This is a genomic window from Atopomonas sediminilitoris, assembly GCF_022601735.1.
Lineage (GTDB): Bacteria > Pseudomonadota > Gammaproteobacteria > Pseudomonadales > Pseudomonadaceae > Atopomonas > Atopomonas sediminilitoris.
The window spans coordinates 303,710-316,674 of record NZ_JAKUMM010000004.1 but is presented as its reverse complement, the minus strand read 5'-3'; the positions used below and the strand labels follow the sequence as shown (position 1 = coordinate 316,674).

General features: G+C 55.8%; 12 protein-coding genes. 7 read left to right on the top strand and 5 right to left on the bottom strand.

The window, feature by feature from the left end; genetic code table 11:
* Complete coding sequence (locus MKI83_RS08125) at positions 1 to 1,635, bottom strand: methyl-accepting chemotaxis protein (protein ID WP_241584770.1); 1,635 nt, start codon at positions 1,633 to 1,635, stop codon at positions 1 to 3.
* Positions 1,636 to 1,877: 242 nt separating this feature from the next.
* Between MKI83_RS08125 and MKI83_RS08120 the strand changes: the two genes are divergently transcribed.
* Positions 1,878 to 3,023, top strand: a complete 1,146-nt coding sequence (locus MKI83_RS08120; RefSeq protein WP_241584768.1) for a response regulator — start codon at positions 1,878 to 1,880, stop codon at positions 3,021 to 3,023.
* A gap of 57 nt (positions 3,024 to 3,080) precedes the next feature.
* Entirely contained in the window at positions 3,081 to 3,398 is a 318-nt protein-coding gene (locus tag MKI83_RS08115; RefSeq protein ID WP_241584767.1) for a hypothetical protein, read from the top strand.
* 67 nt (positions 3,399 to 3,465) lie between these two features.
* Here MKI83_RS08115 and MKI83_RS08110 read toward each other — a convergent pair whose 3' ends face one another.
* The gene (locus tag MKI83_RS08110) at positions 3,466 to 4,824 is read right to left on the bottom strand and encodes a class II 3-deoxy-7-phosphoheptulonate synthase (protein ID WP_241584766.1); all 1,359 of its coding nucleotides are present in this window, start codon (positions 4,822 to 4,824) and stop codon (positions 3,466 to 3,468) included.
* Positions 4,825 to 4,940: 116 nt separating this feature from the next.
* Here MKI83_RS08110 and MKI83_RS08105 point away from each other — a divergent pair, with 116 nt between their 5' ends.
* Complete coding sequence (locus tag MKI83_RS08105; RefSeq protein ID WP_370867369.1) at positions 4,941 to 5,735, top strand: spermidine synthase; 795 nt, start codon at positions 4,941 to 4,943, stop codon at positions 5,733 to 5,735.
* 49 nt (positions 5,736 to 5,784) lie between these two features.
* On the opposite strand, the gene MKI83_RS08100 is transcribed toward MKI83_RS08105, so the two are convergent.
* The 3 genes from MKI83_RS08100 to purM are packed head-to-tail and all read right to left on the bottom strand — an operon-like array spanning position 5,785 to position 8,233.
* Complete coding sequence (locus tag MKI83_RS08100) at positions 5,785 to 6,510, bottom strand: DUF3108 domain-containing protein (RefSeq protein WP_241584765.1); 726 nt, start codon at positions 6,508 to 6,510, stop codon at positions 5,785 to 5,787.
* Positions 6,510 to 7,172: a phosphoribosylglycinamide formyltransferase gene (gene purN, locus MKI83_RS08095; RefSeq protein ID WP_241584764.1), complete on the bottom strand. Its 663-nt coding sequence runs from the start codon at positions 7,170 to 7,172 to the stop codon at positions 6,510 to 6,512. The genes MKI83_RS08100 and purN overlap by 1 nt, the downstream gene beginning before the upstream one ends.
* Entirely contained in the window at positions 7,172 to 8,233 is a 1,062-nt protein-coding gene (gene purM / locus MKI83_RS08090) for a phosphoribosylformylglycinamidine cyclo-ligase (protein ID WP_241584762.1), read from the bottom strand. Before purM ends, purN begins: the two co-directional genes overlap by 1 nt.
* A gap of 247 nt (positions 8,234 to 8,480) precedes the next feature.
* Here purM and MKI83_RS08085 point away from each other — a divergent pair, with 247 nt between their 5' ends.
* The 4 genes from MKI83_RS08085 (at position 8,481) to MKI83_RS08070 (ending at position 12,961) form a co-directional block, all read left to right on the top strand.
* Complete coding sequence (locus MKI83_RS08085; protein ID WP_241584760.1) at positions 8,481 to 9,827, top strand: glutamine synthetase family protein; 1,347 nt, start codon at positions 8,481 to 8,483, stop codon at positions 9,825 to 9,827.
* 130 nt (positions 9,828 to 9,957) lie between these two features.
* Complete coding sequence (locus MKI83_RS08080; protein ID WP_241584758.1) at positions 9,958 to 11,241, top strand: MFS transporter; 1,284 nt, start codon at positions 9,958 to 9,960, stop codon at positions 11,239 to 11,241.
* Between the two features lie 60 nt (positions 11,242 to 11,301).
* Positions 11,302 to 11,994 (top strand): orotidine-5'-phosphate decarboxylase, encoded by a 693-nt coding sequence (gene pyrF, locus MKI83_RS08075; RefSeq protein ID WP_245399700.1) that lies wholly within the window; start codon positions 11,302 to 11,304, stop codon positions 11,992 to 11,994.
* Between the two features lie 49 nt (positions 11,995 to 12,043).
* Positions 12,044 to 12,961, top strand: a complete 918-nt coding sequence (locus MKI83_RS08070; RefSeq protein ID WP_241584752.1) for an AAA family ATPase — start codon at positions 12,044 to 12,046, stop codon at positions 12,959 to 12,961.
* Positions 12,962 to 12,965 lie beyond the last annotated feature (4 nt).

The following is a 12,965-nucleotide window of genomic DNA, read 5'->3' as shown; positions in this document are numbered from 1 at the left end:
TCATGCCTTGAACTGTTGCACCAATGTGTTGACCTGATCTGCCAGTTTTTTCAGGCCAACGCCTGCGCGGGTGGTTGTCTGAGCAGAGTGTAAGCTTTGGTGGGAGTATTGTGCAGCCTCTGTGACATTGCGATTAATATCTTCAACAACATGCGATTGCTGCAAAATCGCACTGGCAATCGAGGCATTGAGGCCAGAAAGATTACGCAGTACTGCAGTGATGGTTTCGAGGCTTTCGCCGGCCTTACTGGCTTGCGCTACGGTTAAATCGGATACGCGACTGCTTTCGGTGATGACGTTGACTGCGGCATTGGAATTGCTTTGCAGTTTTTCGATCATGCTCTGGATTTCTTGCGTCGATTGCTGGGTGCGCTGTGCCAGCAAGCGCACTTCATCGGCTACGACGGCAAAGCCGCGGCCCGTCTCGCCAGCGCGTGCGGCTTCAATCGCCGCGTTCAGTGCCAGTAAATTAGTTTGCTCGGCAATGGTGCGAATGACTTCTAGCACTTTGTTGATTTCACTACTGTCCGTCGCAAGGCGTTCAATCACTTCCACCGCAGTGCCGATGGTTGAGGAGAGCTGGTTAATTTGCTCGATACCCCCTTGAATACTGGCCTGCCCTTGATTGGCAGCTTTTTCCGCCTGCTGTACTTCTACGGCGGCTTGCTCCGCGTTTTTGGCTACATCTTGTACGCCGTAGGACACCTGGTTGACTGCAGTGGCGACCAGCTCCATGCGCTGAGCTTGTTCTTGGCTCTGGCGTTGGCCGTCAAGACTAATTTGACTCAGTTCATTGGCGGAGCCTTCAAGTTCTGCTGAGTTAATGGTCAATTGCTGGATGATGTTTTGCAGTTTTTGGCTGAACTCATTGAAGTGTCTTGACAGCGCGGAGATCTCGTCGCTGCCATGCTGATCTAGGCGACGTGTTAGATCACCGCGGCCACTGGCAATATCTTCTAGAGCAGTCACTACCGTATCGAGTGGGCGGGTAATACTGCTGCTGATCAGCCAGATGAGTCCTGCAATGATCAAGAGTAAGGCGAGCGTGGCGAGGCCAAGGCCGATTGCTTCGCGCTTAAATTGTGCGTCAACGTCGTCAACATAGACCCCTGTGCCAATGATCCAACCCCAGGGCTGAAATAGCTTGATGTAGGACACTTTGCCCACGGGGGCCTCGGCGCCAGGCTTAGGCCAATAGTATTCCACGACTCCGCCGCCACTTTGCTGTGCAAGTTTGACCATGTCTTGGAACAGATATTTACCGGTTGGGTCCTTGATGTTGGACAGATTTTTGCCCACCAGGTCCGGCTTGAACGGGTGCATTACCATGGTTGGCTCAAGATCGTTGATCCAAAAATAGTCGTTGTCACCATAGCGAATGCTGCTAATGCTGGCCTTAGCTGTTGCTTGAGCCGTGTCGATGGTTAGTGCGCCGCTGGTTGCCTGTTGCTGGTAATGCTCGGCGATGGCGTAGGCGGCTTCAGCCAAGTGCCGGGTTTTTTCTACCTTGCTGGCTAGTAAATTGTCTTTGAGGTTACTCAAGCTATAACTGCTAAGCCCAAGTAAGCCGACCACCACGAGGAGCAATATGAGCATCAAGCGGCGGCGGATTTGAAATTGTCGCAAGCTATTCATCAGGATCTCCGCTGCAGTGTAGGGTCACGATTCAGGTGAACGTTGTTGACCGCTCGTGTTGGGCGCTCTTGTTGGTATGTCGGCACCGACGTCAGCTACTTTACGGTCTTTGTTGTTTGAGCATAGCTGCGCTTTAGTCTCGGTGGCTTAAGTTAGGTATTGTGGTGTTCAGTGTTGCGGAAGACTATTCCGCTTTGCACTACGCTTAGCGAATGATCTAAGGACTCGTCTAGGAGCTGCATGTGTCGGGGATTGACCTTTGGGATGATGAGCCGGGCGCCAACGATGGCGTGAGCGATTTGCCTGCCTTGCAGGTGGCGTTTATCGGCAGTGAAATGCTGTTTGCGCAGTGGCAGGCTTCGCTGAGCGAGCTAGGTGTCGTGCTTACGCCGCTTGTCACGAATGACTGTAGCTTGGTGTTGGTTGAAGAGAGCTATGCGCCGGCGTTAGAGCAACTGGCTGAGCAGTTTTCAGTCAACGATGCGCAGCGCCCGCCTTTTTTATTCGTGCTTGACCACGCTGATGAAGCGCAATGTTTGCGGGCTTTTGCTGCAGGTGCTGACGAGTACGTGCATTTGCCGATTGCGCCTGAAGCATTGGTAGCCCGTCTAAGGCGCTCAGCCCAAGTGCTGCGTGAACAAAAAGCGTTGAAAGTGCAGCTTGATGAATCCTCTCGTATCGCTTTCCAAGCGATGAGTTTGAATGCGGAGCTTGGGCGCATCCTGCAATTTATGGAGTCGAGCTTTGCTTGCGAAGATTTTGCGCAGGTCTCGCAGTTGGCGCTCAGTGCCTTGGCTGAGCTGGGTTTACACGCCAGTGTCGGCGTTTTTCACCCTCAAGGACTTGAGTACTTTTATGAGGAAGGTATCGAGCGGCCTATTGAGCGCGAGGTAGTGGAGATTGCGCGTAATCAGGGGCGTATTGCCGATTTTGGTCCGCGTACCGTTGTTAACTATCCTCATGTCGGCTTGTTGGTGCGCAATATGCCGCTGGAAGACCCCATGCGCTATGGCGTTATCAAAGACCATATCTGTTTCATCGCTAACGCTATGGATGCACGGGTTCGGGCCATGCTCAATGAACAAGTGGCGCGTGATCGCGCGGTACGCATTCAAGCAACGGCCAGCGTTTTGCAGCAGATGATTGGCGAGATGGAGGCCGCTAAGCTTGAGTTGACCCGCGTTAGCACGCAAGAGCTAGAGGGCATGCTGGACAACTTGCATGTCGAGTTCTCGCAACTGTGCCTAACCGCACCTGAAGAGGAGCGCTTAATGCACCTGCTTACCGAATCAAGTGAGCGGATAAATCACTTGTTTAAAAGTACCGCCAGCCAAGACAAGAGCTTCCAGACACTGCTCGGGCAAGTGGCCAATACGCTTGCGCGTTAAGGAACTTTGCCGTGGCAATGGCCTCCAAGAGGGGCACGATGGAGGAGAGGGCACGGGATGTTCAGTCGGGTAATCAAGCTAAGTGGTTTGTTGATGGTAATGGCTGTGAGCCCTTGGTCGATGGCTCAAGAGGTTGATGGGTTTGGCTTGGGGCAGTCGATTTATAGCGGCAGTTTGGATTTAACCCCGCCGAATGACAGCGCTAATGCCCAGGCGCCTGCGCAACAAAATCGTTACCTGCCCGACTTGTTTGCGCCTAAGAATGAGCGCGGCACAGAGTTCAATGGCAAGTTGATGACGCGTGACAACGACGAGTTAAGCTTTGACCATAAGAGCATTGAAGGTGCTGAATTGCAGATCAGTATTCCTAATTGATTTGCCACTGGCGGGCGAACGAGGGTGAGCCTCGCTGCCCGCTGGCAGGTCAATGTTCAGCCCAGCCTTATTGAGGCTGCCTAACTTGTTTTAGCGTTTCAGAAATCATAAAGGCCAGTTCAAGCGATTGGTCCGCGTTCATACGTGGGTCGCAATGCGTGTGGTAGCGATCGCCTAAACCCGCTTCGGTGACGGGGCGAGAACCGCCAATGCACTCAGTTACGTTTTGGCCCGTCATCTCAATATGAATGCCGCCGGCATAACTGCCCTCCGCCTGATGCACATCGAAGAACTGCCGCACTTCACTGAGAATGCTGGCGACATCGCGGGTCTTAAAACCACTGCTGGCTTTAATGGTATTGCCGTGCATGGGGTCCGAGCTCCACAGCACGCGGCGGCCTTCGCGCTCGACGTTACGCACTAAAGCAGGCATATGTTCACCGACTTTGTCAGCTCCCATGCGCACAATCAGGTTTAAACGCCCAGGGTCGTTGTCGGGGTTGAGGATATCAATTAAGCGCAGCAGTTCATCGGGATTCATGCTGGGGCCGACTTTTACCCCAATGGGGTTGCCAACGCCGCGTAAAAACTCGACATGCGCTCCATCAAGCTGACGGGTGCGATCCCCAATCCATAGCATATGGGCGGAGCAGTCATACCAGTCGCCAGTGATGCTGTCGCGGCGGGTTAACGCTTGTTCGTAATTGAGTAACAACGCTTCGTGGGCGGTAAAGAAGCTGGTTTCTTTAAGCTGGGGTGCGCGGTCGCTATCAAAGCCGCAGGCGCGCATAAAGGCCAGCGTCTCATCGATACGCGCGGCTAGCTGTTGGTAGCGCTCAGCCATGGCTGAGTTGGCGATAAAGTCTAAATTCCATTGATGCACTTGGTGCAGATCAGCAAAGCCGCCACCGGCAAACGCGCGTAATAGATTCAGTGTGGCGGTAGCTTGATGATAAGCCGCCAGCAAGCGCTCTGGGTCGGGTGTGCGTTCGGCTTCAGTAAAGCCGATGGCATTCACAATATCGCCGCGATAGGCCGGCAGCGTTTGTTCGCCTTGGACTTCCACATCGCTTGAGCGCGGCTTGGCAAACTGCCCAGCCATGCGGCCAACTTTCACCACGGGGCAGGCTGCACCAAAAGTCAGCACGATGGCCATCTGCAGCAGCACTTTGAAGGTGTCGCGGATTTTGCCGGTAGAAAATTCAGCAAAGCTCTCGGCGCAATCACCGCCTTGCAATAAAAAGGCACGCCCTTGGCTGACTTCAGCAAACTGGCGACGTAATTCACGCGCTTCACCGGCAAAGACAAGCGGCGGTAAGGCTTGTAAACGCTGCTCAACGGCAGCCAGTGCCGTTGGGTTGGGGTAGCTTGGTTGTTGCTGGATGGGTTTGGCTCTCCAGCTATCGGGTGTCCACAGTGCGTTCATAAATTGCTCAAATGCTTGTTGTCATGCTGAGGCGGCATGGTAACTGATTGATCCACGCCTGCCAGCCTATGCGCTTAATCAGGTTTTTCTATTGATCTGCGCTAAGAGTCTTATCGATGGCGCATAATGCACGGCGCATTGAAATAGTGAGGAGAATCGGCTTGGGTGAGGTGGAGTCCTTATTGTGGGACGGCAATGATGCTCATGGGCGTTTACGGGTGACGCAGGTGGGCGAATATCGCTATTTAGTCTTCGGTGATGAGTGCGAGCAAAGCTGCATGTATCTGCCGGATCCGGCATGGCTAGAGTACGACTACACACGCGGCATGTTGCTGGGGGCGCTCCTACATCAAGCGCCGCAAGAGGCTCTTTTTTTGGGGTTGGGGGCGGGCAGTCTATTACATGCGGCGCAGCAGAAGCTGGGTGTGCCGTCGCTTAGAGTGTTGGAGTTGCGTGAGCAGGTGCCGGAGCTTTGCCGAGCCTATTTTCAGCTCGAGCGTTTGCATGGTTTGCAAGTATCGCTGGGGGCGGCTGCAGACTTGATTGATCAGCAACTACCGGCCGATCTGGTGTTTATGGATTTGTACGGGGATGAAGGGCCATCTGCTGAGCATCTCAACTGGGGCTTCTTAAGCGCCTGTTGGCAGCGCTTAAAGCCCGGCGGTTGGTTGATTATTAATCAGTGGACGGCTGAGAACGGCGCGCCGTTTGCCGCCCCGTTGTTGCGCGGGTTATTTACTCGCCGTTACTGGGAGTGCCCGGTATGCGAAGGCAATGTGTTGTTGTGGGTGCCGGGGCCACAGACCGATGCGCCCGACTTTGACGCTTTGCAGGCCAGGGTCAGCGCTGTGCAGGCGACACTGGGTTATGACTTGTCTCGGCTGCTGCAAGGTGTGCGGCCTGCCAGTTAAACAATAAAAAAACCACGCACAAGGCGTGGTTTTGGCACACGATGGCGCGTTATTCGCCGCTGTTGCTCGCGCCTTTAACGGGTTGGCCGTTAACTTCGCCTTCTTTGAGCATGATTTGGTATTCCTTGCCGTCCTCTTCTTTTTGGTGCAAGCGCACTAGCAAGTAGTTCCAGTCTTTGGCGAACCACAAAACGGTGGTGCGCGATGATTTGGTCGGGTCGCGAACACGTTCGACTTTAATGGCATCGAGAAGGCCGGCTTTGGTGCGGACCTTTTCGCTGCCTAGAACACGAAAGTCATAGGTGTCGATTTCGTCACCGTCGACGACTTGATAACTCATGCTGGTTTCGCCTTTGGCGACATCATCGCGTAAAGCCAGTTGGTAGCTGGACTTATCCAGAAAGCCGTTTTTTAGCGTGAGTTTGATGCTATCGCCGCGATCGCTGCCGGTGATGAGCATATTTTGCCAATCAAAGTCGTGGTTGATTTCTTTCTTGCGGCCCAGCCCACTGCGCACAAAGCGGTAAGTGTCGGGCTGGATTTTGCTGCCTTGCTGGTGAAATACGCTGGTTTCAGTCAGTTCAGCGACCAGCATGGAGGCGCGAAAGCGATATTCCCACTGGCCTGATTCGAGCTTTTTAAGGCTGCGCTCGGCTGAGCCACTGACCGGCAGTTGTTTCCAGTCGGCGGTGTAGCTGGCATTAAAGGGCAGTCGTTCGGTGGCGGTGCTGAGCAGCGGCAGTGTGCAAAGCAGTGCAGCGAAAAGCAGGCGCATCAGTGCATGTCTCCATTACGCAAGGTTTTGCCTGTGGCGGGCAATGCTTGCCCGTCGAGGGTGAGGCCATCTGGTGTTAGGCATAAGCGACCTTCAGCAAACCAGCGGGCGACTAGAGGATACAGCAGGTGTTCTTGCTCGTGCACGCGCGCGGCTAGCGTTTCTGCGTTGTCATCACTGTTAATGGTGATGGCTGCGCGGGCCACCAGCGGCCCACCATCCAGTTCGGCGGTGACAAAGTGCACGCTGCAACCGTGCTCGTGATCGCCCTCCTCAAGTGCTCGCTGGTGGGTGTGTAAACCCTTGTGGCGCGGCAGCAGGGAAGGGTGAATGTTCAGCAGGCGGCCTTGGTAATGCTCGACAAACGCGGGCGTGAGGATGCGCATAAAACCGGCCAAGATCACCAGATCAGGACGGTAGGCATCCATGGCTTCGATCATCGCCAAATCAAAGGCTTCGCGGCTGCTGTAAGCCTTATGGTCGAGCACTAAGGTGTCGATGCCAGCATTGCGCGCGCGGGTTAAGCCAAAGGCGTCCGCCTTATTGGAGAGCACCGCACAAATCTGTAGCGGTGCATCGTCACGGCTAAAAACATCAATCAGCGCTTGTAAATTGCTGCCAGAACCTGAAATCAGCACCAGCGCGCGACACGCTGCGGGCATCAGTGCTGCTTCAGGTTGTTGAGTTTAACGGCGGGCTCGCCAGCTTGAGCGCTGCCAATCTGGCCGATGACCCAAGGTTGCTCGCCATTAGCGCTGAGGCTGGCTAGGGCGGCGTCAACCTGATCTTGCTCCACGCAAATCACCATGCCGACACCGCAGTTCAGAACGCGGTGCATTTCGTGTTCGTCGACATTGCCTTGTGCTTGCAGCCAATCGAACACGGCAGGGCGAGTCCAGCTAGCGACATCAATAATGGCTTGGCTGTTTTGCGGCAGAACACGGGGAATGTTGTCGAGCAGGCCACCACCGGTGATATGCGCCATGGCTTTTACCGCGCCGGTGGTCTTGATCAGCTCAAGCAGCGGCTTCACGTAAATGCGTGTTGGCGCCATCAGTAAGTCAGTCAGCGGCTTACCGCCGAGTTCAATCTGGGTAATGTCACTGCCAGATACTTCGATGATCTTGCGGATCAGCGAGTAGCCATTGGAGTGCGGGCCCGAAGAAGGCAGGGCGATCAGTGCATCGCCGGTGGCAACCTTGCTGCCATCGATGATTTCGCTCTTCTCGACTACACCGACACAGAAGCCAGCCAAGTCATAGTCTTCGCCTTCGTACATGCCGGGCATTTCAGCGGTTTCACCGCCGACCAACGAGCAACCCGCTAATTCGCAGCCGGCGCCAATGCCGGTCACGACGGTCGCGGCGACATCGACATTCAATTTGCCGGTGGCGTAGTAGTCGAGAAAAAACAGCGGTTCAGCGCCGCACACGACCAAGTCGTTAACGCACATGGCAACCAGATCCTGACCAATGCTGTCGTGCTTGTTCAGGTTGAGGGCCAAGCGGAGCTTGGTGCCTACGCCGTCGGTGCCGGATACCAGTACTGGCTGCTTGTAGCCTGCAGGGATTTCACACAGTGCGCCAAAACCGCCTAAGCCGCCCATCACTTCCGGACGAGCCGTGCGTTTAGCAACGCCTTTAATGCGCTCGACCAAGGCTTCGCCGGCGTCGATATCAACACCAGCATCTTTGTAACTGATTGAGGGCTGCTTATTGCTCATGAGTCCTGGCCTAGGCGGGTAAAGGTAAGAAGAAAAGTGGCGCGTATTCTAACAGGGCACCGCTTAGCTGGACACCTTTGTGGCGCACCGCGCAGGGTTCAAAGCTTAAGGCTCTGTATCTGAATGTCGCCTTCGCATACGCGCAAGGCGCGCTGCTGGCATGGCTGTGCGGGGTTGTGTGGTTTATATTTCGCACACGCTGTGCGGCAAGTTGCACGCTGAACCGATTAAAAATAAGGATCTTTTGATGACTAGCGAAGCGCGCAAGCCCTTGATTGAAGCGTGGCAGCAAGCCGGCGTGACCGAAGTTGAATGTGTAACGCCTGATTTGAACGGCGTGCCGCGCGGCAAGGTGATGACGTTAGAAGGCTTTGCTTCTGGGCGTAACTTGCAGATGGCGCGTGGCGTGCTGTTGCAAAGCTTAATTGGCCATTACCCCGATGCCCAGTATTACGGCAGTGATGACGGTGATTTGATCCTCGAGCCTGTGTTGTCGCAGGCCTACAACCTGCCATGGGCGGAGCAGCCGCGCGCGTTGGCCGTGTGTGACTGCGTCGAGATCGAAGGCCAAGCCTCGGGGCTTTCCAGCCGTACCTTGCTTAAACGCATCGTCGAGCGCTACGCCGCACATGGCTGGCAGCCGGTTGTTGCGACAGAGCTTGAGTTTTTTATTTTCGCCCCGCACGCCGATCCGTATCAGGCCTTTGAGCCGCCGCTGGGTTTGGATGGTCGCCGCGAGGTGGGTTATTCCGCCTTTAGCGTGTCATCCAATAACGGTTTGCGTCCGTTTTGGGCGGAGGTTTACCGCTGCATGGAAGCCATGGGCATGCCGCGCGATACCTTTATGCACGAGATGGGCGTGTCGCAGTTTGAGATTAACTTCCACCACGGCGATGCGTTAAAGATTGCCGATCAAACCTTCTTGTTTAAACACATGGTTAAAGAGGTGGCGTTAAAGCATGGTTTGATCGCCGTGTTTATGGCAAAACCGCTAGCTAAGGTGGCGGGCAGCTCCATGCATTTGCACCAAAGTGTGGTGGATGCGGCAGGCAACAATATTTTTAACAATGGCGCTGACGAAGCCACGCCAGCGTTCTATCAGTTCATTGCTGGCCTGCAGGATGCGTTAGCGGATTTAACCTTACTGCTTGCGCCGAATATCAACTCCTACCAACGCTTGTTTCATCCGTATGCGTCGCCCAATAACTTCTGCTGGGCGCATGACAATCGCGCCTCGGGCTTGCGGATTCCGCCGAGTGTGCCGGCGGCGCGACGGGTAGAAAACCGTATTGCCGGCTGCGATGCCAATCCGTATTTATTGTTGGCCGTGAGCTTGGCAGCGGGCTTGCGTGGGATTGAACAGAAGTTAACCCCCACCGAGCCGATTGCCGGTGACTTTACCGCGCCAGAGAACATGCGCTTGCCGACCTCGATGCAAGAAGCGCTACGACGCCTTAAGCGCAGCGAGTTGGCGCGCGAGCTGTTGGGCGCTGAGTTTATTGATGGTTATTTGGCGTCCAAATACATGGAGCTTGAGGACTTCCTCAGCGAGATCACCGCCTGGGAGCGTCGTTATTTGGCCATGCAGGTCTAAACACGCCTCTTGCTAGTTGTCAGGGCGACGCTGAAACGCACTTTTGCGACGTTAAACCACGCGCGGCTGGCCTTGGGATAGGGTTTTCCGCTAGGGTGGAGCGCTCCCGATACGCTTTGGAGCCTCCGCTATGCCGCGCGCGCTGGTCTCGTTTACCTCACTCTACGCCGCCACCTTATTAATGCTGTTGGGCTCAGGTTTGCTGAGCACGTATTTGGCTTTGCGCTTGAGTGCGACCGAGGTGGCTGATATTTGGGTCGGCGGCCTGATGGCGGCTAACTATCTAGGCTTGGTGATTGGCGGCAAGCTGGGACATCGTTTGATTGCCCGCGTGGGGCATGTGCGAGCCTATGTGGCGTGTGGTGGTTTGGTCACGGCGGCGGTGTTATTACACGGCTTAACCGATCTAATGGCCGCTTGGTTGCTGCTGCGGGTTGTCGTGGGGCTGTGTATGATGTGCCAGTACATGGTGATCGAAAGCTGGTTGAACGAGCAGGCAGAAACACAGCAGCGTGGCTTGGTGTTCTCCGGTTATATGGCGGCGGTGTATCTGGGCTTGGTGCTTGGCCAGCTGGCGCTTGGTTTAGAAGATAGCTTGGGCTTGGCGGTGCTTTTGTGGGTGGCGATTTGCTTCTCGCTGGCCTTGGTGCCTGTGGCAGTGACACGCCGCATGCATCCTGCGCCGTTGACGCCTGCGCCCTTAGATCCGCTGTTTTTTATTAAGCGCATTCCGCAGTCGCTCATCACCGTGGCTGTTAGTGGTCTGGTTACTGGCGCTTTTTATGGTTTGGGGCCGGTGTATGCCAGTGGCGCGGGTTTAAGCACGGCGCAGGTGGGGCAGTTCATGGGCGTTTGCATTTTGGCCGGGCTGTTAGCGCAGTGGCCGCTGGGCAAGCTGTCGGACCGCTTTGATCGGGCGCAGTTGATCCGTCTTAATGCCTTGTTCTTGGTGCTCGCCTGCGTGCCGTTGTTGTTGGTGCCGAGCCCTTCGTTGCCCTTGTTGTTGGCGATGGCGTTTGTGGTGGGGCTGTTGCAGTTCACCCTTTATCCCTTGGCGGTGGCGTTTGCCAATGATCACGTAGAGCCCGAACGCCGTGTCTCGCTGACCGCTATGTTGCTCGTGACCTTTGCCCTAGGCGCATGCGCCGGACCTTTGCTGGCCGGCGGTTTGATGCAATGGCAGGGCGATGCGGCGCTGTACGGTTACTCGTTAGTCTGTGCGCTGGTGCTGACATTGGCGGTGCGCCCACGTGCAGTGACAAATGAGCATCAGCATGCGGATGCGCCGCTGCATCACCAAGGCATGCCGCCATTGATCGGCAGCTCGCCTTTGGTGGCAGCGCTAGATCCGCGCGTGGATGAGGCCATCGTCAATGAGCAAATGCAGGACGATAACCCGCAACCTTCGGCCTGACGGGCGTGGGGCTTTCTGCGACAATGGCGCACTGTTTTTTTGTGTGGAAGTGAGTGCGTGATGGCCTGTCAGTCCCCGATCCTTGTTGCCCTCGATTATCCCAGCCAAGCCCAAGCGCTGGCCTTGGCTCAGCAATTAGACCCTGCGTTGTGCCGGTTAAAAGTCGGCAAAGAGCTTTTCACCCGCAGTGGCCCGCAGGTGGTGGAAGCGCTTCAGGCGTTGGGTTTTGATGTGTTTCTTGACCTGAAATTCCATGACATCCCCAACACCACGGCGATGGCGGTTAAAGCGGCGGCCGAGCTGGGCGTGTGGATGGTTAATGTGCACTGCTCTGGCGGCTTGCGCATGATGGTGGCGTGCCGCGAGGTGTTGGAACAACACGCCGGCAACCGCCCGCTGTTGATTGGTGTGACGGTGCTGACCAGCATGGAGCAGAGCGACTTGGCGGGGATTGGCCTTGATGTCGCCCCGCAAGAGCACGTTTTGCGTTTGGCTGGTTTGGCCGCAGAGGCAGGGCTCGATGGCTTGGTGTGTTCGGCGCAAGAGGCCAGCGTGCTAAAAGCGCAGCATGCACAACTGCAATTGGTTACCCCAGGCATTCGCCCCGCAGGCAGCGCCGCCGATGATCAGCGCCGTATTCTTACCCCGCAACAAGCACTGGCTAACGGTTCGGATTACTTGGTGATTGGCCGTCCGATTACCCAAGCTGAGAACCCCGCCGCCAAGCTGCGGGAAATTGTCGCTACGCTGTAAGCCAAGCCCCGTTTCGACGGGCATCCTCTCATCGATATAAGGCCGGCGCATGCTCGATACCTTGGAAAAAGCCATCGCTTCGATTAATCACGTGGTGCTCGGTAAAGAGCAGCAGGTGCGCTTAGCGGTGGCCTGCTTGCTGGCGCGCGGGCACTTGCTGATCGAAGATTTGCCCGGCATGGGCAAAACCACACTGAGCCATGCTTTGGCCAAGGTTATGGGGCTGTCGTTTCAACGTATCCAGTTCACCAGCGACTTGCTGCCGGGCGATATTTTGGGCACCTCGGTGTTCGATAAAAACAGCGGCCAGTTTGTTTTTCACCCGGGGCCGATTTTTGCCGAGCTGGTTCTGGCCGATGAAATCAACCGCGCAACGCCCAAAAGCCAAAGCGCTTTGCTCGAAGCGATGGAAGAGGGGCAGGTCACCATCGAGGGCAGCACACGGCCACTGCCTGAGCCGTTCTTTGTGATTGCGACGCAAAATCCGGTGAGCTCCAGCGGCACCTTTGCTTTGCCTGAATCACAACTGGATCGCTTTTTGATGCGCCTGTCGTTGGGCTATCCGTCGCCGGCGGCGGAGAAAAACTTGCTGATGGGCGTTACTCGGCGCGAGCTGATGCAAAACTTACAGCCGGTACTCAATCACGCCCAGTTAGCCACATTGCAAGCGGAAGTGCCGAAAGTGCAGGCCCGTGAAGCGGTGATCGATTATGTGCTGCGTATTGCTGAGGCCAGCCGTGCCCAGCCGCAGTTTGCTTACGGCTTATCACCTCGTGGCGCGCTGGCCTTGTTGGCGGCAGCCAAGGCGTGGGCCTTGTTGGCGGGGCGCGCTTATGTGATCCCTGAAGATGTGCAAAGCGTTTTGCCGGCCGTGGTGGGGCACCGCGTACGTCAGCAAGCGGATGCCAGTGGCCATGGTGGGGCTGCCTTGGTGCAATGGTTATTGCGCGAGGTTCCGGCGCTCTGATGCG

What these genes read in the sequence shown, in the direction of transcription:
- MKI83_RS08085 (WP_241584760.1), top strand. Translation starts at nt 8,481, where the DNA reads ATGACTAGCGAAGCGCGCAAGCCCTTGATTGAAGCGTGGCAGCAAGCC.
- MKI83_RS08115 (WP_241584767.1), top strand. Translation starts at nt 3,081, where the DNA reads ATGTTCAGTCGGGTAATCAAGCTAAGTGGTTTGTTGATGGTAATGGCT.
- purN (WP_241584764.1), bottom strand. Translation starts at nt 7,172, where the DNA reads ATGCCCGCAGCGTGTCGCGCGCTGGTGCTGATTTCAGGTTCTGGCAGC.
- purM (WP_241584762.1), bottom strand. Translation starts at nt 8,233, where the DNA reads ATGAGCAATAAGCAGCCCTCAATCAGTTACAAAGATGCTGGTGTTGAT.
- MKI83_RS08100 (WP_241584765.1), bottom strand. Translation starts at nt 6,510, where the DNA reads ATGCGCCTGCTTTTCGCTGCACTGCTTTGCACACTGCCGCTGCTCAGC.
- MKI83_RS08080 (WP_241584758.1), top strand. Translation starts at nt 9,958, where the DNA reads ATGCCGCGCGCGCTGGTCTCGTTTACCTCACTCTACGCCGCCACCTTA.
- MKI83_RS08070 (WP_241584752.1), top strand. Translation starts at nt 12,044, where the DNA reads ATGCTCGATACCTTGGAAAAAGCCATCGCTTCGATTAATCACGTGGTG.
- MKI83_RS08125 (WP_241584770.1), bottom strand. Translation starts at nt 1,635, where the DNA reads ATGAATAGCTTGCGACAATTTCAAATCCGCCGCCGCTTGATGCTCATA.
- MKI83_RS08110 (WP_241584766.1), bottom strand. Translation starts at nt 4,824, where the DNA reads ATGAACGCACTGTGGACACCCGATAGCTGGAGAGCCAAACCCATCCAG.
- MKI83_RS08105 (WP_370867369.1), top strand. Translation starts at nt 4,941, where the DNA reads ATGGCGCATAATGCACGGCGCATTGAAATAGTGAGGAGAATCGGCTTG.
- pyrF (WP_245399700.1), top strand. Translation starts at nt 11,302, where the DNA reads ATGGCCTGTCAGTCCCCGATCCTTGTTGCCCTCGATTATCCCAGCCAA.